This is a genomic window from Lentzea sp. HUAS12, from assembly GCF_024125735.1.
Classification (GTDB): Bacteria; Actinomycetota; Actinomycetes; order Mycobacteriales; family Pseudonocardiaceae; genus Lentzea; species Lentzea albida.
The window spans coordinates 4,847,300-4,865,865 of the sequence record NZ_CP099738.1 but is presented as its reverse complement, the minus strand read 5'-3'; the positions used below and the strand labels follow the sequence as shown (position 1 = coordinate 4,865,865).

19 protein-coding genes are annotated in these 18,566 nt (G+C 70.1%); 5 read left to right on the top strand and 14 right to left on the bottom strand.

Features of this window, described 5'->3' with window-relative positions:
- Window positions 1-50: 50 nt before the first annotated feature.
- Both ND450_RS21475 and ND450_RS21470 read right to left on the bottom strand, forming a co-directional pair.
- Window positions 51-509, bottom strand: coding sequence for a GNAT family N-acetyltransferase (locus ND450_RS21475; RefSeq protein WP_256557562.1), 459 nt, complete (start codon window positions 507-509; stop codon window positions 51-53).
- Between the two features lie 110 nt (window positions 510-619).
- Complete coding sequence (locus ND450_RS21470) at window positions 620-1,240, bottom strand: TetR/AcrR family transcriptional regulator (RefSeq protein WP_253320584.1); 621 nt, start codon at window positions 1,238-1,240, stop codon at window positions 620-622.
- Window positions 1,241-1,311: 71 nt separating this feature from the next.
- Between ND450_RS21470 and ND450_RS21465 the strand changes: the two genes are divergently transcribed.
- Window positions 1,312-1,959 carry an O-methyltransferase gene (locus ND450_RS21465; protein ID WP_253320583.1) on the top strand — a complete coding sequence of 216 codons (648 nt, stop codon included), beginning with the start codon at window positions 1,312-1,314 and terminating at the stop codon, window positions 1,957-1,959.
- A gap of 70 nt (window positions 1,960-2,029) precedes the next feature.
- Here the strand turns inward: ND450_RS21465 and ND450_RS21460 are convergent, their stop codons facing one another.
- Window positions 2,030-3,286: a ribonuclease D gene (locus ND450_RS21460; protein WP_253320582.1), complete on the bottom strand. Its 1,257-nt coding sequence runs from the start codon at window positions 3,284-3,286 to the stop codon at window positions 2,030-2,032.
- A gap of 70 nt (window positions 3,287-3,356) precedes the next feature.
- On the bottom strand, window positions 3,357-4,010 hold the full coding sequence (locus ND450_RS21455) for a response regulator transcription factor (protein ID WP_181320591.1): 654 nt from the start codon (window positions 4,008-4,010) through the stop codon (window positions 3,357-3,359).
- A gap of 357 nt (window positions 4,011-4,367) precedes the next feature.
- Between ND450_RS21455 and ND450_RS21450 the strand changes: the two genes are divergently transcribed.
- The gene (locus ND450_RS21450) at window positions 4,368-5,471 is read left to right on the top strand and encodes a dipeptidase (RefSeq protein WP_371927779.1); all 1,104 of its coding nucleotides are present in this window, start codon (window positions 4,368-4,370) and stop codon (window positions 5,469-5,471) included.
- Here ND450_RS21450 and ND450_RS21445 read toward each other — a convergent pair.
- Window positions 5,468-6,010, bottom strand: coding sequence for a DUF3000 domain-containing protein (locus ND450_RS21445; RefSeq protein WP_030479951.1), 543 nt, complete (start codon window positions 6,008-6,010; stop codon window positions 5,468-5,470). The genes ND450_RS21450 and ND450_RS21445 overlap by 4 nt on opposite strands.
- Window positions 6,011-6,082: 72 nt before the next feature.
- Here ND450_RS21445 and hemE point away from each other — a divergent pair, with 72 nt between their 5' ends.
- From hemE to hemQ, 3 genes are read left to right on the top strand one after another with little or no spacing between them, the layout of a single operon-like run.
- A complete protein-coding gene (gene hemE, locus ND450_RS21440; protein ID WP_253320580.1) occupies window positions 6,083-7,117 on the top strand; it encodes a uroporphyrinogen decarboxylase in 1,035 nt (344 codons plus the stop codon).
- Window positions 7,117-8,544 carry a protoporphyrinogen oxidase gene (gene hemG / locus ND450_RS21435; protein ID WP_253320579.1) on the top strand — a complete coding sequence of 476 codons (1,428 nt, stop codon included), beginning with the start codon at window positions 7,117-7,119 and terminating at the stop codon, window positions 8,542-8,544. The genes hemE and hemG overlap by 1 nt, the downstream gene beginning before the upstream one ends.
- 23 nt (window positions 8,545-8,567) lie before the next feature.
- Window positions 8,568-9,260, top strand: coding sequence for a hydrogen peroxide-dependent heme synthase (hemQ, locus tag ND450_RS21430; protein WP_089923177.1), 693 nt, complete (start codon window positions 8,568-8,570; stop codon window positions 9,258-9,260).
- Here hemQ and ND450_RS21425 read toward each other — a convergent pair.
- From ND450_RS21425 to ND450_RS21385, 9 genes are all read right to left on the bottom strand, one after another.
- Window positions 9,257-12,340: a S8 family serine peptidase gene (locus ND450_RS21425; RefSeq protein WP_253320578.1), complete on the bottom strand. Its 3,084-nt coding sequence runs from the start codon at window positions 12,338-12,340 to the stop codon at window positions 9,257-9,259. The genes hemQ and ND450_RS21425 overlap by 4 nt on opposite strands.
- Before the next feature lie 176 nt (window positions 12,341-12,516).
- Window positions 12,517-12,888: a hypothetical protein gene (locus ND450_RS21420; RefSeq protein ID WP_253320577.1), complete on the bottom strand. Its 372-nt coding sequence runs from the start codon at window positions 12,886-12,888 to the stop codon at window positions 12,517-12,519.
- Window positions 12,881-13,699, bottom strand: coding sequence for a DUF692 domain-containing protein (locus tag ND450_RS21415; RefSeq protein WP_253320576.1), 819 nt, complete (start codon window positions 13,697-13,699; stop codon window positions 12,881-12,883). The genes ND450_RS21420 and ND450_RS21415 overlap by 8 nt, the downstream gene beginning before the upstream one ends.
- Window positions 13,699-14,457: a TIGR04222 domain-containing membrane protein gene (locus ND450_RS21410; protein WP_253320575.1), complete on the bottom strand. Its 759-nt coding sequence runs from the start codon at window positions 14,455-14,457 to the stop codon at window positions 13,699-13,701. The genes ND450_RS21415 and ND450_RS21410 overlap by 1 nt, the downstream gene beginning before the upstream one ends.
- On the bottom strand, window positions 14,457-15,263 hold the full coding sequence (locus ND450_RS21405; RefSeq protein WP_253320574.1) for a TIGR04222 domain-containing membrane protein: 807 nt from the start codon (window positions 15,261-15,263) through the stop codon (window positions 14,457-14,459). The genes ND450_RS21410 and ND450_RS21405 overlap by 1 nt, the downstream gene beginning before the upstream one ends.
- Before the next feature lie 11 nt (window positions 15,264-15,274).
- Window positions 15,275-16,072, bottom strand: a complete 798-nt coding sequence (locus ND450_RS21400; protein ID WP_253320573.1) for a TIGR04222 domain-containing membrane protein — start codon at window positions 16,070-16,072, stop codon at window positions 15,275-15,277.
- A gap of 89 nt (window positions 16,073-16,161) precedes the next feature.
- On the bottom strand, window positions 16,162-17,055 hold the full coding sequence (locus tag ND450_RS21395) for a TIGR04222 domain-containing membrane protein (RefSeq protein ID WP_253320572.1): 894 nt from the start codon (window positions 17,053-17,055) through the stop codon (window positions 16,162-16,164).
- A gap of 254 nt (window positions 17,056-17,309) precedes the next feature.
- Window positions 17,310-17,732, bottom strand: coding sequence for a peptide-methionine (R)-S-oxide reductase MsrB (msrB, locus tag ND450_RS21390; protein ID WP_089923159.1), 423 nt, complete (start codon window positions 17,730-17,732; stop codon window positions 17,310-17,312).
- Between the two features lie 363 nt (window positions 17,733-18,095).
- On the bottom strand, window positions 18,096-18,386 hold the full coding sequence (locus ND450_RS21385; RefSeq protein ID WP_253320571.1) for a hypothetical protein: 291 nt from the start codon (window positions 18,384-18,386) through the stop codon (window positions 18,096-18,098).
- Window positions 18,387-18,566 lie beyond the last annotated feature (180 nt).

Here is an 18,566-nt window from a genome sequence, read left to right as displayed (position 1 = left end):
TCAACACTTCACCGTTGTCGCGTGCGTACCCGCCAACTCGGCCTGATGCGTCAGGTGAGGTGCAGCCGCCAGCGGATCTCGCCGTCGTGCACCTCGTGGGTGGCGGTGAGACCGGCGGACGCGGCGACGGCGGCGGACGCGTGGTGGTCCGGGTGGACGTGGGCGATCACGGTGTGGACCGGCTGGGTCCGGAGCCAGGTGACGAGGCCCTGGGCCGCTTCGCGGGCGATGCCCCGGCCCTGCCACGGGGTGCCGACGACCCAGGCGATCTCGGCCGTGCCGTCGGCGACGGTCGCCTGGACGGTGCCGGTGAGGCGGTTCTCGTCGCGCAGGCGGATCACCCAGTTCAGCCAGCGGACGGCTGGGTCGGGGGAGCCCGCGGTCAGTCGTTCGTAGCGGGCCCGGAGGGCTTCGGGGGTGTGCGGGGTGCCGCCGGTGAAGGTGTGCAGGGCCGGGTCGGCGAGGACCTCGGCCATCTCGCCGGCGTGCTCGACGGCCAGGGGGAGCAGGGTGAGGCGGTCCGTGGTGACGGGTGAGGGGGCGGTAGGGGAGGGGCCGGTGTTTGTTGGGCTGGTGGCTGCGGAGCCGCTGCCCCCTAGATCGCTGCCCCCTTGACCGGTCATCGCGGCCCCGCCCGGTGGCGGTCCAGGAAGGCGGCGACGAGGTCGTCGGTGAACTCGCGGGTGACCGGCGCGCCGGTCACCAGGACGCGGTAGTGGATCGGGCCGACGAGGTGGTCGAGGGCCGTGTCGACGTCGAGGTCGGCGGGGAGGTCGCCGCGGGCGATCGCGCGGCGCAGGGGGAGGGCGTCGCGGGTGCGCTGGTGGCTGAGGTGGTCGTCGCGCAGGCGTGCCGCCAGCTGGGGGTCGTGCTGGGCCTGGCCGGTCAGGGCGCGGAAGACCGCGCCGGGGTCCGACTCCGTCAGGAAGTCCGCCAGGCGTGCCAGGTGGACGCGCAGGTCGGCGCCCAGGTCGCCGAGGTCCTCCGGGGTGAGGTGTTCGGCCATGTCCTCGGTGAACGCCTCCAGCAGGACGTCGACCTTGGACGGCCACCAGCGGTAGATCGTCTGCTTCGCGACGCCCGCCCGCGCGGCGATGCCCTCCATCGTCACGCCGGCGAAGCCCCGTTCGGCGAGGAGGTCGTCGGCCGCCTCCAGGACAGCCTGGCGCGCCTCTTCGCTGCGGCCGTGCCTGTTGCCGCGATGCCGGGTGTTGTCGCTGTGTGCGGTGCTGCTCCCCATCGTTCGCCTCCCTGGGGCCGTACCTTAGTGCGAGCTAGTCAAGACGCAACGTTGCGTCTAGTCTAGCCGTCATGACGAACACTTTGAGGGAGCCGCGGGTGCGGTCGGTGCTGGACCGGTTGTTCGACAGCGCCGGGGGAGACGACGACACGTTCGAGGCGCTGGAGTGGGACGCGGTGCGGTCGGCCGGGGCGCAGGAACGCGCCGACCTGCTGGCCGGCATCTACATGCCGATCTCGGCGCGGGGCGGCGACCTGCTCTACGCGCTGGTGCGGGCGAGCAGGCCGAAGACCGTGGTCGAGTTCGGCACGTCTTTCGGCATCTCGACGCTCTACCTCGCGGCGGCGGTCGCGGACAACGGCGAAGGGCACGTGTACGGGACCGAGATGTCCGAGGCGAAGGTCGCCACGGCGAGGAAGAACCTCGACGAGGCGGGGCTCGGAGGCGTCGCGACGATCCTGCCCGGCGACGCCCGCCGCACGCTGGCCGACCTGAAGGGGCCGATCGGGCTGGTGCTGCTCGACGGGTGGAAGGAGCTGTGCCTGCCCGTGCTGCGCGACCTCGAACCGCGGCTCGCGGCCGGGGCGATCGTGGTGGCCGACGACATCGACCAGGAGTCGATGGCCGGCTACCTCGCCTACGTGCGGGATCCGGCGAACGGGTACGTCAGCGTCGCGTTCCCGGTCGAGGACGGCATGGAGATCAGCTGCCGGGCATGAGTACGAGCACCTGGACGACGGCACCCGGCCTGCGAAGGGCCGGGTGCCGTCGTCAGCGAACGGTTCGCGCCTAGCCGGCCGGAGGAGGCGCTGACGCGGCCAGCGCCTTCGTCAGTGCTTCCAGCGTGAGGTCGATCTGCCACGACCGGGCCCCGCCTTCGCGCAGCACGGCGGCCACGGACTCCGGGGAGAGGTCGGCGGGCGGTTGCCAGCAGGTGCGGCGCACCAGGTCCGGCAGCAGCAGGTTCTCCACCGGGAGGGTGTTGGCCTCGGCGATGGTCGCCAGCGCCGCGCGGGTCGCCGCCAGGCGGGCCGCGGCGTCCGGGTCCTTGTCCGCCCAGCGGTTGGGCGGAGGCGGGCCGTCATGCTGGCCCGCGGGTTCGGGGAGCTCCGCCTTGGTCAACGCGCCGGCCTTGCGCAGGGCGTTCATCCACACCCCGGCCATGCGGCGCTGGGAACGGCCGCGGAAGACGGGCAGGGCGAGCAGCTCCGCCTCGTTGGCGGGGTTGCGGGAGGCGGCTTCCATCAGCGCGGAGTCCGGGAGGACTCGGCCGGGAGCGATGTCGCGTTCACGGGCCACGGTGTCGCGGGCTTCCCAGAGCGCGCGCACGAGGGCCAGTTGCCTCTGGTTGCGCACGCGGTGGATACCGGACGTGCGGCGCCAGGGATCGGTGCGGGGACGCGGCAACGGCGCCGTCCGCACGGCCTCGAACTCCTCGAGCGCCCAGGCGAGCTTGCCCTGGCGCTCCAGTTCGGCTTCGAGGACGTCGCGCAGCTGCACGAGCAGCTCCACGTCGAGAGCGGCGTACGTCAGCCAATCGGCAGGAAGAGGCCGGCGCGACCAGTCGGCCGCGCCGTGCCCCTTCTCGAGCCTGTAACCGAGTAGCCGTTCCACCAGCGTGCCCAAGGCGACGCGTTCGAACCCAGCCAGCCTGCCCGCCAGCTCGGTGTCGAACAGCACGCCGGGTCGGAGACCGAGTTCGGCGAGGCACGGCAGGTCCTGAGACGCCGCGTGCAACACCCACTCAGTGCCCTCCAACGCCTGCACCAGGGGATCCAGCCGACCGCCGAGGGCGATCGGGTCGACCAACCAGGTGCCGGCGCCTTCCCGGCGCAGTTGCACCAGATAGGCACGCTGTGAGTAGCGATAGCCCGAGGCTCGCTCGGTGTCCACCGCGACCGGGCCCTTCGCCCCGGCGAGCGCGTCAGCGGCTCGCCGGAGCGCAGCTGGATCGGCGACCACGGGCGGGACCCCATCAGCAGGTTCCGTCAGCGGTACCGGTTCTGGTCCGGTTGGTGCGGTTGGCTCGTCGGCGGGTACATCCACAGCGGATGACCCTACGACGATCGCACCACTCACAGGTGTTCTCGGCCGGTTCAGTGCTTCAAACCGGTATCTAACGGATCACGCCGGCACGCATGGCCAGCGCGACCATCTGAGCGCGATCTCCTGTGCCCAGCTTCCGGCCGATCCGCGACAGGTGAGACTTCACCGTCAACGCGGACAGGCTCAGAGCCTCGCCGATCTCCTTGTTGCTCTGGCCATCGGCGACCAGCTGGAGCACCTCGACCTCACGCGCGGAGAGTTCCCGCGGCGTGTTGTCCGTGCCCGGCACCCGAGTACCCGCTGCGAGTACTGGTGCCACGCTCGGATCTGCGTAAACGCCGCCGTCGAGGACCCTGCGCACCCCGTCGGTGACCACCATCGGCGAGGCGGACTTCAGGAGGTACGCCTGGGCGCCCGCCTGGAAGGCCGACCTGACCGCGTAGGGGTCGTCGGAGGATGCGAGGACCACGATGCGGGGCCAGCCCTGGGCACGGAGTTCCGTGACCAGGTCGATGCCGGTGCCATCCGGCAGGCCCAGATCGAGGATCGCGAGGTCGCAAGGACCGGTTGCAAGTGCCCGCGCCCGAGCCTCTGCCACCGATGCGGCCTCATGCACTGTCCCGGCTCCCATTTGGGTGAGCCGAGCTGATATCGCCTCCCTCAGCAGTGGGTGGTCGTCGACCACCAGCACTGAAAAAAGCTCTTCCCGCGGGTGCGGGACCATGTTCGCCGGCAACGAGCCGGCTGGCGTGGTACGAACGGCCTGACCTAAGCCGACGGCAGCCACGTCACTACCTCCCTGGAGTCGGTCGTGCCCCCCGACCGGCACCGGAGACTTTCGTCCAATCAGCCGCGCCACTGATCGACCGAAAGTGGTGTCGTCTGGGGCAGCGTAGCCGCCCATGCGGGTCTACGGGACGATCAATCGGGTATCTATCCCTATTGAGTTGTGACAGATGGCCTCATGTGTCACACGATTGGATGACAACTGGATAGGGGGTGTAACGCGAGCCCCTCTCAGAACGACATCTAGGAGTTGGTTGTGCCGAGCGGTTCCGGTCTCGAGCGAGCGCGGGCTTTGCTGCAGCGTGTGCCCCTCGTCGACGGCCACAACGACCTGCCGTGGGCTCTTCGCGAGTTCGGTGACGGAACGGGCGAGGACGTCTACACGACCGCCGCGAAGATCGATCTGACCGAACGTCACCCCAGCCTGCACACGGACCTCGTGAAAATGCGCGAGGGCGGTCTCGGGATGCAGTTCTGGTCCGTCTGGATTCCCGGCAGGCTGGCGGGCGACGGAGCCGTCACCGCCGTGCTGGAGCAGGTCGAACTGGTCTACGAGCTGGCGGAGCGGTACTCCGATCACCTCGGCGTCGCCACGACCGCCGCCGAAGCCGAAAAAGTCTTCGAGTCCGGGCGTGTCGCTTCTCTGCTCGGGGCCGAGGGCGGACATTCCATCAACTCTTCACTCGGCGTTCTGCGCGCGTTGCGCCGCCTGGGCGTCCGCTACATGACGCTGACCCACAACGACAACACCCCGTGGGCCGACAGCGCCACTGACCAGCCGGAACACGGCGGTCTGACCGAGTTCGGCCGCGACGTCGTGCGCGAGATGAACCGGATCGGCATGCTCGTCGACCTGAGCCACGTCGCGCCCAGCACGATGCACGCCGCGCTCGACACCAGCGTCAAGCCGGTGATCTTCAGCCATTCGTCGTGCCGCCAGGTTGCGGACCACCCGCGCAACATTCCGGACGACGTGTTGATCAAGCTGAGGACGAACGGCGGTGTGGCCATGATCACATTCGTCCCGGACTTCGTCTCAACTGGTGTCGCTGAATGGGACGCAGCCCTTCGTGAGGCCATGACCGCCGCCGGCGCGAGCCACGCCGACATGGACGAGCGGAAGGCGTTCACCGAGAAGTGGGTGGTGGACCACCCGAAGCCGCCCGCGACGCTCGACGACGTCGTCCTGCACCTCGAGCACGCGCGCGAGGTCGTCGGCATCGACCACCTCGGCATCGGTGGCGACTACGACGGCGTCCAGGCGCTCCCGCGGGGCCTGGAGGACGTGTCGGCCTATCCGAACCTCTTCGGCGCGCTGCTCGACAAGGGCTGGTCGGAGGACGACCTCACCAAGCTCGCCGGGGCGAACGTGCTCCGGGTGCTGAAGGACGCCGACTAGCGCTGCCCGAAGAGGGTGACGCCGACCGGCGGCAGCCCCACGGCCGTCGCCATCAGCTCGTAGAAAGCGGTGCCGTGCTCGGCGAGTTCCCCGTCGAGCGCGGTCCACGACGCGCGCAGCTCGAGGTCGTCGGTGCGAGCAGGACCGGCTATGTCGCCGAACCGGGCCGACGACGTCTGCGTCACGGTGCCGCCCAGCGCGGTGAACCCGGCCCCGGACTGCTCCAGCGCCTCGGTCAGCCACGACCACCCGACCTCGGGCAGCAGGGGGTCCGACGCCAGTTCGTGGTCCAGTTCGACCCGCACGTACGCCACGACGCGAAGGACACCGCCCCACGCCTCGTCGCCGTCCGGGTCGTGCAGCAGCACGAGCCTTCCTGTCGACAGTTCGTCCGACGGGCCGGTGACCTCAGCCGTCAGCGCGTACGCCCACGGAGCGAGCCGCTGCGGTGGGCGAACTTCGGTGAGTTCGATCTCGGGCCTGTGGCGAACCGACTTGAGCGTCCCCACCGCCCGGCGGAAGATTTCCGGCTCGGTCACGCAACTGACTGTATGCCTCGCAATCCGGCCGAGTGACGGCGGCACGCCGGGACGTGGGACCATGAAAGAGATATGAGCACTCAAGTCCCCCTCCTCGTGGCCGCAAGTGGCGGCACCCCGTCGCACACCCCTGTCTGGTTCATGAGGCAGGCGGGACGGTCGCTGCCGGAGTACCGGGCCCTGCGCCAGGGCACCGCCATGCTCGACGCGTGCATGGACCCGGAGATGGTCTGCGAGATCACCATGCAGCCGATCCGGCGGCACGGGGTCGACGGCGCGATCCTCTTCTCCGACATCGTCGTGCCGCTCAAGGCCGCGGGCGTCGACCTCGACATCGTCGCGGGCACCGGTCCCGTGGTCGCGAACCCGGTCCGCACGCTCGACGACGTGAAGTCGCTGCCCGAGCTGCACGCCGAACAGGTCCAGCCGGTGCAGGACGCGATCGGGCTGCTCCTCAAGGAACTGCCGCAGGAAGTCGCCCTGATCGGGTTCGCGGGCGCGCCGTTCACGCTCGCCTCGTACCTCGTCGAGGGCGGGCCGAGCAAGAACCACGAGCGCACCAAGGCGCTCATGCACGGCAACCCCGAGCTGTGGCACGCGCTGCTCGCGAAGATCGCCGACGTCACGGCGGCCTTCCTGCACGCGCAGCTCGACGCGGGCGTCCAGGCGGTCCAGCTGTTCGACTCGTGGGCGGGCGCGCTGTCCGAACGCGACTACCGCGAGTTCGTCCTGCCGCACTCGAAGCGCGTCCTGGAGACGATCAGCACCGTCCCGCGCATCCACTTCGGCGTCGGCACGGGCGAGCTGCTGCCCGCCATGCGCGAGGCCGGCGCGGACGTCGTCGGCGTCGACTGGCGCCTGCCGCTCGACGTGGCGGTCGAGCGGTTGCAGCGGGCGCACCCCGAGCTGCCGAAGCCGGTCGTGCAGGGCAACCTCGACCCGGCGCTGTTCTTCGCGGGTTTCGAGGCCGTCGAACGCGAGGTGCGCCGCATCCACGCCGAGGGCAAGGCCGCCGCGGGCCACATCTTCAACCTCGGCCACGGCGTGCTGCCCGACACCGATCCGGAGATCATCACCCGGACCGTCGAACTGATCCACAGCTTGTAATGCACGCCAGAGCGCCGCACGTCGCCGTGGTCGGGGGAGGAGTCTCCGGCCTCGCCGCCGCACACCGGTTGCGCATGCTGCTCGGCCCCGACGCCAGGATCACGGTGGTCGAGCAGTCCGACCGCCTCGGCGGCAAGCTGCGCACGACCGAGCTCGCCGGGGTGCGGTTCGACGTGGGCGCCGAGGCGTTCCTGCACCGCAAGCCCGAGGCGCAGGAGCTGATCAACGAGGTCGGCCTGCAGGACCACGTCGTGCACCCCACGGGCGCGAAGGCCTCGGTCCACGCGGCCGGGCGCACGCACCAGCTGCCCGCGCACACGTTCATGGGCGTCCCGGCGAGCGTCGAGACGGTGCGGCACATGCTGTCGTCCGAGGGCGCTCTGCGCGTGGAGATGGAACCGACGCTGCCGCCGGTCGAGCTCCAGGGCGGCGACGTGGCCGTCGGCGCGCTGATGAAGGACAGGTTCGGCTCCGAGGTCGCCGACCGCCTGGTCGGCCCGCTGCTGGGCGGCGTCTACGCGGGCCGCGCGGACGAGCTGGGCCTGCGCGCCACGATGCCGCAGATCGCGACGCTGCTGGACAAGGGCGTCGGCTCGCTGCTCGCGGCCGCCGCGATGATGATGCCCGCGCCGCCCCAACCGCGCGTCGCCCGCCCGCCGGTGTTCGCCTCGCTCGCGAACGGCGTGTCGTCGCTCGTCGACCGGCTCGCCGAGGTCGCGCGGCCCGAGGTCAGGCTGGGGCTGCCGGTCCGCGTGCTGTCGTGGCTCGGCCACGGCTGGCGCCTGGAGATCGGCTCGGCCGCGACCCCGGAGTACCTGGAGTGCGACGGCGTCGTGCTCGCGGTCCCGGCGCCGTCCGCGCGCAAGCTGCTGCACGAGATCGCCCCGCAGGTGTCCGCCGCGTACGGCAAGGTCGAGGTCGCCTCGATGGCCGTCGTCGCGCTGGCGCTGCCGCCGGGCACGGAACTGCCGCAGCGCTCCGGCATCCTGATCGCGGAGGGGGAGCGGTACTCCGACCGCATCACCCCGTTCACCGCCAAGGCGTTCACGTTCTCCAGCCGCAAGTGGTCGCACTACGGCGACCCCGTGATCCTGCGCGGCTCGGTCGGGCGGCACGGCGAGACGGCGCTGCTGCAGCGCAGCGACGCCGACCTGGTCAAGGCCGTGCGCAACGACCTGCACGAGTTGACGGGCATCAAGGCCTCGCCGATCGACTCCGTGGTGCAGCGCTGGGGCGGCGGGCTGCCGCAGTACGGCGTCGGTCACGTCGACCTGGTGGAGACGATCGAACGCGGCATCGCGGACGTGCCGGGCCTCTCCGTGGCGGGCGCCACGCTGCACGGCGTGGGCGTGCCGGCCTGCATCGCGTCCGGCGACGCGGCCGCCGCCCGTGTCGCAGCACACCTGCTGGGCCGCGTTCGCCGTTGAGGGGCGCGTGCCAAGATGGACGTATGGCGCGCTTGAACTACAACGAGCTCAACGACACCATCCGCTACACGATGTGGTCGGTGTTCCGGGTCGAACCCGGCAAGCTCCCGGACGACCGCTCGGCGGCCGCCAGCGAGACCCAGAACTACCTGGACGCGTTGGAGGGCAAGGGCGTCGTCGTCCGCGGCGTGTACGACGTCGCCGGCCTGCGCGCCGACGCCGACTTCATGATCTGGTGGCACGCCGAGGAGATCGAGCAGGTGCAGCAGGCCTACACGGGCTTCCGCCGCACGCCGCTCGGCAAGGTCTCCACGCCGGTCTGGTCGCAGGTCGCCCTGCACCGCCCCGCGGAGTTCAACCGCAGCCACATCCCCGCGTTCCTCGCGGGCGAGGAGGCGCGCAAGTACATCTGCGTCTACCCGTTCGTGCGGTCCTACGAGTGGTACCTGCTGCCGGAGGAGGACCGCCGCAAGATGCTGGCGGACCACGGCAAGGAGGCCCGCGACTACCCGGACGTGCGCGCGAACACCGTCGCGTCGTTCGCCCTCGGCGACTACGAGTGGCTGCTCGCGTTCGAGGCCGACGAGCTGCACCGCATCGTCGACCTCATGCGGCACCTGCGCGGCACCGAGGCGCGGCTGCACGTGCGAGAGGAGATCCCCTTCTACACGGGCACCCGCGTCCCGGCGTCCGAACTCGTGCTCAACCTGCCTTAGGGCTGAGAGGTGACCTTGTAAGCCCGGATCACGGTCACCTCAACGGTTCCACCCCTGGCGTCCGTCGCAGTGGCCTTCAGTGAAGTCCACTGCGCGTTCGCCGGGTTGTAGACCAGCGCGCTGTTGCCGACGACGCCCGCACGGCGCCACGTCCTGCCGTCGTCGTGCGAGTACTCGACACCGGTGATGCGCACCTTGCCCGCGTCGCCCTGCGTCTGCGTGAGCAACCCGATGCGCTGCAACGTGCCCGCGGGCACCGCGCCGTTGTCGTCGAGCTTCGGCTCGAAGCGCACCACCGACAGCGGCGGCGACTCGACCCGGCCCTCGACGCCCTGGGACTTGAACGTCCACACCGCGGACACCTTGGTGCTGAACTCGAACTGCGAGCTCCGGTCGAGGCTCACCTCGGCGCGGAAGTCACCCCGCGGCAGCGGCACGTCCGAGAACAGGCCGCCGGGGGTGGTGGTCTCCCCGAGCAGCACACCGTTGCGGTACAGGGCGGCCCTGGCGCTGTCCACAGTGGACGAGCCGGTGCCGTGCGTGCCGTCGCTCGTCATCGGCGGGCTGACGTAGAGCTGCGTGCCGTACCGCTCGACGAAACCGTACGGCGACTCGGGCAGACCCGGCGAGAACACCGGCCGGACTTCCCTCTCCCGATAGGTCTTGCCCGCCGTGTACTTGCGGTTCGACGAGGTGATGCGTTCCTGCGCGCCGTTGGCGTGCCGCGTCATCACCGCGGACTGCCAGAGCACGTCCTCGGTCGACACGTAGTCCACGGAGGTGGCGCCCACGGCCACCGGGTAGAGCGCGGTGCCGCTGCTCACCCCGAGCGCGGTGACCGGGAGCTCGCCCTTCTGGGCGAGGCTGTCCGGCTTCAGGCCCCCGATCGTGGACTCGACCCTGGCCAGGTCCTTCTTGGCCGGCGCCTTGTCCAGGCCGACGGGGAAGCCGCCGGGAACCGGGTAGGCGAGCCGGTAGTACGTGTGCGGGTCGGCCGTGGTGTTGGCCTGGAGCATCGCGATCGAGGACAGGTCGGCGGGTGGCAGCGGCCCGCCGGCCTGGGCGATCGCGAGACCGTCGAAGCCGCCGAACATGAACAGCGTGCCTCCCAGGCGGTCCTGTCCGTCCACCGAGCGGCGGAAGCTGATGATGCCCAGCGTGAAGTCACCGGTCTCCTCCGGCGCCTTCACCGACACCGGCTGGGCCTGGCGGGCGTCCTGCGTGATCGTCAGGTCGCGGGTGAGTTCCACGTTCGGCTGGTACAGCAGGTCGAAGCCGCGTTCGCCGTTGGACAGGGAGGTCTCGACGAAGTACCTGCCCTTGGGCAGGCGCACCTTCAGGTCCCCCGCGCCACCGATGGGCTTGAACACGCTGTTGTCCAGGCCGACGAGGAGCGAGGACGACTCGGCCGGGTCAGCGCCGTCACGGCCGATCGAGTCGATCGTGAGCGTGTAGCTCTCGACCTCGCGGTCGATGCCGACGAGCGTGCGGACGGTGTGCGTGCCGGACGTGGCGACGACCTCGCCCGAGTACGCGGCGTCCTGGGTGCCGGCGCGGGTGTTCCCGGTGACGTTGACCGACGCGGTGCCCTTGGCCGGCACGGTGACCTTCTTGGCGCCCAGGGTGAACATGCCGGTCGGCGCGGTGGTCTTGAGCGCCAGGTCGAGCGTGATGGCCGCGTCCGTCGGGTTGGAGTAGGTGACGGGCTTGGTCACCGGCTTGTCGTCGCCGTGCGGCCACTCGTGCAGGCCGAGGTTGACGGTCACGTCGCCGGTCAGCACCTGGTCGATCGCCTTGGCGACGTTGACGCGGCCCGCGCCCTGGTCGAACGCGCTGACGCCCTCGGTCGGCTTGGCCGTGGTCGCGAGCACCGACTTGAGCTGCGCGGGCGTCCACTCCGGGTGCTGCTGCCTGAGCAACGCCGCCGCGCCCGCCACGTGCGGGGTCGCCATCGACGTGCCGCTGAACGCGACGTGGTCGGAGGAACCGGCCTTGGCGGCGACGATCTCGACACCCGGTGCGGTCACCTCCGGCTTGAGGCCGCTGTCTCCGGTGCGAGGGCCTCTGCTGGAGAAGTCGGCGAGCTTGTCGTCGCGGTCGACGGCGCCGACCGTCAGGGCCGCATCGGCCGAACCCGGTGAGCCCACCGTGCCCGGTGCACCCGAGTTGCCCGCCGCGATGACGAACAACGTGCCGTACTGGGCCGTCAGGTCGTTGACCGCCTGCTCCAGCGGGTCGACCTCCGGGGTGTCGGTGCCGCCGAGGCTCATGTTGATCACCTGGGCGCCCTGCTCGGCGGCCCAGCGCATGCCGTCGAGGATCCAGGACTCCTGGCAGCCGAATTCGACGCAGACCTTCGCGTCGATCAGTTGCGCGCCCGGCGCGACACCGCCGTACTTCGCGTCGTGGCTCGCGACGGTCGACCCGACGTGCGTGCCGTGGCCGACGTTGTCGGTGTTGTCGGGGTCGGTCGTGAAGTTCTTCTCCGCGATCTGCTGACCCACGAGGTCGGGGTGCTTCTCGTCGACGCCCGTGTCGACGACGGCGACCTTGATCCCCTTGCCGGTGATGCCCTTCTGGTGGGCGGCCGGCGCGCCGATCTGGGCGACGCTGCGGTCGAGGCTCGGCTTGCGGATGCCGTCGAGCCAGACCTTCTCGCCCCGCTCCGCCGTGGAGCGCAGCGCCGTCCAGTCGTTCGACGACCGGGCGCCGACTCTCGCCCGGCCGTCCACGATCAACGGCATGCGGTCGCGGTAGCCGAACTCCAGCAGCGTGGTGACGTCGAAGAGCCTGCGGTCGAGCCGGCCCGCCGCCAGGGGCTCGAAGGCGTCCTTCGGCACCACCATCGTGTGACCGTCCGCGGTGCGGGCGGTCTTGAAGACCATCTTCTGGCGGCCCTCGCCGGGCTGGATCGCGACGACCTGCCGGTCGTGGCCCAGCAGGACCTTGTCCCCCGTGACGAGCGTGACCTCGTCGACGGCCTTGCCGGGTGCGTCCGCCGGTGCCGCCGTGGCGACGGCCGGTGCCGCTGTCAGGGCGAGCGCCGCGACGGCGCCCAGCACTTTCGTTTTTCCGCGCATTCGAATCCCCTTGACGGTTCGAATTTCTGCGCGCTGTGGTCCGCGCAGGCCGGAAGGCCTTTGCGGCAATGTTGACGCAATGGAAAAAGTGCCCCCCGACCCTTTCGAACGTATCGATGGCGATCTGGGTCACACAGGGCCGAACGGGGGATTCTGGCCCTCGGATCACTCGCCCGTCAGTTCGACTGCCAGAACTTCCAGCGTGCCCTGCGCTTCTCCGGCAGTTCTCCGCGAGCGCGGCACCATTCCGCGAACGCCGCGGCGTCCTCACGGGCCCGAGAGCCCGCACGACGTGGGTTTTCGACGGCGTACGCGTCGAAGAGCGGCCGGAACCGGTCGCCGAGCTCGTCCGCGACCGCCGGACCCAGCATCCGCACGATGCCGCGCCGTTTCGACAACAAAGCGCGGCGTTCGACACCGAGGCGTTGTTCGTCGAATCCCGCCGGTGCCGGTCCGTTCGCGAGCAATGCTTTTAGCAGCTCCGCCTGCTGCTCGGCAAGCCTTTCGCGTGCAACCAAAAGTTCATTCTCGTTCACGATTTCAGCCACGGTGCTTGTCCACGACGGCGCGGATCGCGGCCAGTTCGCTCGCGATTTCGGTGTCGGACGGGTAGTTGTCGTCGCGTTCCAGCAGAACTCCGGGCGGCGCGACGCGGGAGCACAGTTCGTCGAGCACTTCCAGCACTTCGGGCAGAACCGCGTGGGCGTGCGTGTCGTGGTAGATGTCGCCGTGCTGCTCGCCGCCGGCCACGTGCACGTACGCCAGGCGTTCCAGCGGGATCTCGTCCAGGAACCGCTCGGGGTCCGTGCCGATGTTGCGGGCGTTCGCGTAGAGGTTCGCGACGTCCACGAGCAGCCAGCAGTCCGTGCGCTCGACGAGTTCGGCGAGGAACTGGCCCTCGGACAGTTCGCCGTCCGGCCACTCCAGCAGAGCGGCGACGTTCTCCAGCGCCAGTGGGACAGGCAGGTTCGCCTGGGCCAGCTCGACGTTCGCGACGAGCACGTCGAGCGCGTCCCTGGTGCGCGGCACCGGCATCAGGTGGCCCGAGTCGAGGCCGCCCGCCCGCACGAAGCACACGTGGTCGCTGACCATCGGCGCGCCGACCGCCTCGGCGACCGCGCCCAGGTGCTCGACGCGGTGCAGGTCGACGGGGTCCGCGCCGCCCAGCGACAGCGACACGGCGTGGGGGAGCACCGGGACGCCGCGTTCCAGCAGCAAAGTCACCGACTCCGGCAGGTGTCCGATGTGGAGGTTCTCGGCGACGACCTCGACGAAGTCCACGCCGGGCAGCCGTTCCACGGTCAGGTCGATCTCCGAGCGCCAGCCGATGCCGACGCCCAAGTCCTTGATCCCCGCCATCAGTCGCCTCCTCCGCCGCCGCCACAACCGCCGCCGCAGCTACTGCCGCCCGACGAACAACTGCTACCACAGCTGCTGCTGCCACACCCGCTGCCACAGCCCGCGCTGCCCGACGCGGTGCCGCCGCCCGTGCCCCGTCTCTTCCTCTTGCGGGGCAGGGTCTTGACGACGCTCTGCGGCAGGTCGAAGAGGTCACCGACCGGCCGGCCGCTGACCTTGCCGCGGAAGCCCTCCAGGGCCACCGCGATGACGCGGTCGCTCGTGCTCGCGTCCTCCAGCGCCGCCCTGCCCACCCTGGTGAGCGGTTTCGCGCCGTACGTCCACCAGGCGGACCCCAGGAAGCCCACCGTGCCGATGAGCAGCCACGGTTCCGTCAGCGAGGCGAGGGCGAGGACACCCCCGATCACGAGGAAGATCCACCACACCCCGAGCCGGGGACGGGCCCTGCGGGTCAGCCCCTCGGCGCGCAGCCGGTCGTGCAGATCACGCATCTCCTTGCTCTTCGCGGCGTTGCGCACGACCGCGTCGAACCTCACCGGCCTGCTCAGGCCGGTGAGGATGCACACCTCGACCGGCGTGGTGGTGTCGTAGGAGCCCTGGTGCACGGCCGAGACCAGCCCGTCGCGCGAGACCCGGACCAGGCCGGCGTCGAGCAGCCTGGCCAGCGCCGTCTCCGCCGCCCTGCCGGGCCCGTCCGCCAGGTAGCCGATCCGCTCCGGGGGAACCCGCGTTCCCCTTTCCGTCGCCGGTGTCGCCATCAGTCGCCTCCGCCTCCACCGCCGCCGCAGCCGCTCCCGCCGCCGCAACTGGAACTGCTCGAACCACTACAACCGCCTGCGCTGCCGCAACTGCTGGACGTGTTGCCACACCCGCCGGCGTCGCCCGCCCAGTCAGTCCGGCGGCCTTTCGGGGACGGCCGCCGCCCCACCGCGGGCGACGACCGCCGCTCGTCGCTGGGCGGGACCATTCTCGCCACGGACTCGGGGAGGTCGAACAGCGCGCCGACGCGTTGGCCGCCCACCGTGCCGGAGAACCCGTACAGCGCCACCGCGTGCACCCTGTCGTGCGCGGTCACGTGCTTCAGCGCGTCCGCGCCCGCTTGGGTGATCGGGCTGCGGCCGTACTGCCAGACGAACAACCCGAGTGCGATCGGCACGCCGAAGAGGAACGCCGGTGCCGGGATGCCCGCCAGGACCAGCAGGCCCGCGACCGCGAGGGAGAACCACCAGCCCTCGTTGCGACGGCGGCCCCGTTGCATCAGGTTCCGGTCGAGCAGGTGCCGGTGCAGCTGCGTCATCTCGGCGCTGTGCGTCGCCGACAGGATGACCGCGCCGAAGCGCACGGGTGTCCGCGCGTGGTTCAGCATCCGCGCCTCGATCGACGTGGTGGCGTCCTGACCGTCCTGGTGCACGGCGGAGACGAGGCCGTCGCGGGACACCCGCACCAGGCCGGTGTCGATCAACCGGGCCAGCACCGTCTCCGCCGCCCGTCCGGGACCCGCCGCCAGGTAGCCGGCCTCCTCCGCGGACAGCCACGGCCCCCGCGCCGCTGCCGGTGTTCCCATCTGCTTCCCCCTCAGCTGCTGGAACTTCCGCAGCTGCTGCTACTGCTGCCGCAACTCGAGCTGCTGCAGCTGCTGCTACTGCTCGAACAACTGCTTGAACTACCGCAACTGCTCGAACTGTTGCAGCTGCTGCTGGAACAGCTCGACGAGCCGCCGCAGTTGTGGTGGCTCCAGTCGTAGGAGCTGCAGCTGCTGCTCGCGATGTACGAAGTGGACGTTGCGGTGTTCATGCGCTGTTTGCCCCTGCGCAACCCGAACAGCGCCACCGAGTCGGCACTGCTGCGCGGATTCCTCAGCGCGTGCAGCCACATGGTCTTGCCGTTCCTGGTGAGCCTGCCCGGTTTCCGCAACAGGATCGCCAGGAACACCAGCAGAGCCGTCACCAGGAACAGTCTGGTGTCGATCGCGAACGCGACGAAGACCGAGACGAACGCCAGCAGGAACAGCAGCACCCGCAACGCGATCTTGCCGCCGCGAGGCCGGCCCCACTGGCGTTGCACCATTCCGCGTTGCACGAGGCTCTCGTGCAACGCGCCCATCTCGTGGCTCGCCATCGCCACCTGCACGACCTGGTTGATCGGACGCGCGGCGCCGCGGAGTCCGGCGAGGACGTACGCCTCCAGCGGACTCGACGCGCCGTAACCGTTCTGGTGGACGGCGGTCACGAGACCCTCGCGGGAGATGCGCACGAGACCGCCGTCCAGCAGCCGGGCGAGGACGGCCTCCGCCGCCCTGCCCGGTCCCCCTGACAGGAACCCGATCTCCTCAGCGGACCAGGTGGCCCGGTGCGGTGCCGAAGACTGGGACATCAGCACTCCCCTCACTGGTGTCAGTGCATCTTCGACGTGAGATCTACCCCTGGGTTCCTGTCGTTACCGGAAAAGGACCGAACACCGGATCAGCTGCCGCCGCCGCAGCCACCACCGCAGCCGCCGCCACCGCCACAACTGCTTCCGCTCGAACACGAAGAAGAACTGGACGAACACGAGCTGTAAGTACCGCTGCTGTACGTGCCGGATCCCGACGAGGCGAGCAGCGAACTGCGCACCGCCAGGTCCGGGTAGACGACGAGCCCGCCGAACAGCACCGCGCCGGCCGCACCCGTGTACATGACCTCGTCCAGGGTTCCCGCCCGCGCCTTGGAGCTGTTGCTGGTGCGGGCGGCCGCGAGCACGTCGTTGCCCTTGCCGGTGCGCATGACGTTCTTGCCGCGGCGCGTCAGCAGCAGGATGAGAAGGCCGGTGAGGACGAGCTGGAGGGTGAGCCAGCCGACCGCGGCACCGATCGCGATGCCGTTGACCCAGCGCGCGATCCCGATCGCGAGCAACACCCACAGCGCGATGGATCCCTTGCGCACCGCGCTTTTCACGACGTCCGGGTTGACCAGCAGGCCCATGTCCTCGAGCCGCCGGCCGATGCCCGTGACCACGCCTTCCTTGGCGACGGCCGGGATCATGAGGTTGACGGTGCGGTTGGTGTAGCGCTGGCTGTCGGTGATGACGGCGCGGTCCACCGCGTTGAGCGACTGGGTGCTGGACGTGACCTGAACGGTGCCACGCCGTGAAGTCCTGAGCTCACCCGCGGTGAGCAGCCGCGCGATGGACGTTTCGACCACGCGCCTTGGACCGCCCGCAAGATAGGCGAGCTCGTCCATGTCCAGGGAGCGCACGGGCTGGGTGCTGTGACCCGCCCGCACGCGTACCCGAACGACGATCGAGACCAGCACGGCCAGCGCCAGCCCGACCCAGTACAGCTGAAGGAACTCCGGCCCGGACAACCCCCAAGGCTCCATGCGACCCACCCCCTGACTGCCCCGAAAGTGCTTCGGTGCGTCAATGGTGTGGCCCGCGCCACAGGCCCACAAGGCTTGTTGACGAAGCCTTAGGGTTGCCGGCCTTCTGCCTGTGTTCCCCGGTTGTGGCTCTCGGCGGGCTAGCTCGACGAACCGCCGTCGACTCCGCTGGAGCCTTCACCGTCGGTGCCGAAGAAGATCATGATGCCTCCCAGGTCCGTCCGATCGCTGCTGACCGGACCGAGCCCAGTCTCCTATTCGGACGGAACGAGTTTCAAGGAGACGGAGTTGATGCAGTAGCGCTGGTCCGTCGGAGTGGGGTAGCCCTCGCCCTCGAAGACGTGCCCGAGGTGGCTGTGGCACGTGGCGCAGAGCACCTCCACGCGCTTCATGCCGAGCGTGCGGTCCTCGCGCAGGATGACCGAGTCACCGGCCAACGGCGAGAAGAACGACGGCCACCCGCAATGCGAGTCGAACTTGGTGTCGCTGCGGAACAGCTCCGCTCCACACGCACGGCACTCGTAGAGGCCCTCGGTCTTGGTCTCGGTGTACTCGCCGGTCCACGGACGCTCGGTGCCTGCCTGCCGCAGCACCGCGTACTCGGCGGGGTTGAGCTGGGCGCGCCATTCCTCTTCGGAACGCACGACTTTCGGGGTGGCGCCGACAACAGGTTCCATGTCTCTTTATAACTCCGCGGGGGCTGTGGAGCTTCCCGGGCGGGGGATCCTCGGGGGCGGTCGTAAGACCCCGTTAAGGAGTCGGGCCCGTTTGGCCTGGAAGGGCTGGGGTGCGAGGGCCGGGTGTGGGTTGTGGGGCGGGCGGCTGAGGCGGGTGGGCTGAGGCCGGCGAGTTGGGGCGGACCGGGCTGGGCTGGGTGAAGCGGGAGAGCGGAGGTCGGGTGGGGCGGAGGCCAGGTGGCGCGACATCCGCCCGGCGGGGACGGCGTGGCAGTGCTGCCCTCATGTCGCGGTTCACACGACACGGACCACACGACGCAGACCAAGCGCGGACCGAGAGCCGCCGGTCGGCGCGGCCGCGGCTCAGAAGATGATGGCGATGATGTCGCCCAGCGCGAACCAGATCGTCAGGATCACGCCGAGCAGGATGAGCCCCACCACGATGACGGCGACGAGCCGCTGGTGGCCCGTCGTGCGGTTCGCCGAGTCGGCGAAGTCCTGCACGCCCTGCAGGTAGCCCTCGACGGTGTAACCGGGGCGTTGCCGCTGCATCCGGTCCAGGTGGTCGGCGAACGCCTTCGTCTCGGGGTCGTGCGGGTCGAGGCCGATCAGCTCCTCCTGGAACTTCTCGCTCTCGTCCTTCGAATCGCCCATAAGCCCCAGCCTAGTGGCTGGGGTGGGGGATTCCCGTGTGCCGGGCGTTGACGGCGGGGGTGACCGTCAACGTTGACTTGGAGGTTGACGTGTTGATCCGCAACGTTGACCGGCTCGACATGTTGACGCGTCCATGTGCAGGTGGACGCGTCAATGTCGGATCAACGTCGGTCGTCAAGT

Bases quoted from the DNA above. Each gene is read 5' to 3' on its own strand.
- ND450_RS21470 (WP_253320584.1), bottom strand. From the start codon at position 1,240: ATGGGGAGCAGCACCGCACACAGCGACAACACCCGGCATCGCGGCAAC.
- ND450_RS21465 (WP_253320583.1), top strand. From the start codon at position 1,312: ATGACGAACACTTTGAGGGAGCCGCGGGTGCGGTCGGTGCTGGACCGG.
- ND450_RS21455 (WP_181320591.1), bottom strand. From the start codon at position 4,010: ATGGTCCCGCACCCGCGGGAAGAGCTTTTTTCAGTGCTGGTGGTCGAC.
- hemE (WP_253320580.1), top strand. From the start codon at position 6,083: ATGAGCACTCAAGTCCCCCTCCTCGTGGCCGCAAGTGGCGGCACCCCG.
- hemG (WP_253320579.1), top strand. From the start codon at position 7,117: ATGCACGCCAGAGCGCCGCACGTCGCCGTGGTCGGGGGAGGAGTCTCC.
- hemQ (WP_089923177.1), top strand. From the start codon at position 8,568: ATGGCGCGCTTGAACTACAACGAGCTCAACGACACCATCCGCTACACG.
- ND450_RS21425 (WP_253320578.1), bottom strand. From the start codon at position 12,340: ATGCGCGGAAAAACGAAAGTGCTGGGCGCCGTCGCGGCGCTCGCCCTG.
- ND450_RS21415 (WP_253320576.1), bottom strand. From the start codon at position 13,699: ATGGCGGGGATCAAGGACTTGGGCGTCGGCATCGGCTGGCGCTCGGAG.
- ND450_RS21410 (WP_253320575.1), bottom strand. From the start codon at position 14,457: ATGGCGACACCGGCGACGGAAAGGGGAACGCGGGTTCCCCCGGAGCGG.
- ND450_RS21405 (WP_253320574.1), bottom strand. From the start codon at position 15,263: ATGGGAACACCGGCAGCGGCGCGGGGGCCGTGGCTGTCCGCGGAGGAG.
- ND450_RS21400 (WP_253320573.1), bottom strand. From the start codon at position 16,072: ATGTCCCAGTCTTCGGCACCGCACCGGGCCACCTGGTCCGCTGAGGAG.
- ND450_RS21395 (WP_253320572.1), bottom strand. From the start codon at position 17,055: ATGGAGCCTTGGGGGTTGTCCGGGCCGGAGTTCCTTCAGCTGTACTGG.
- msrB (WP_089923159.1), bottom strand. From the start codon at position 17,732: ATGGAACCTGTTGTCGGCGCCACCCCGAAAGTCGTGCGTTCCGAAGAG.
- ND450_RS21385 (WP_253320571.1), bottom strand. From the start codon at position 18,386: ATGGGCGATTCGAAGGACGAGAGCGAGAAGTTCCAGGAGGAGCTGATC.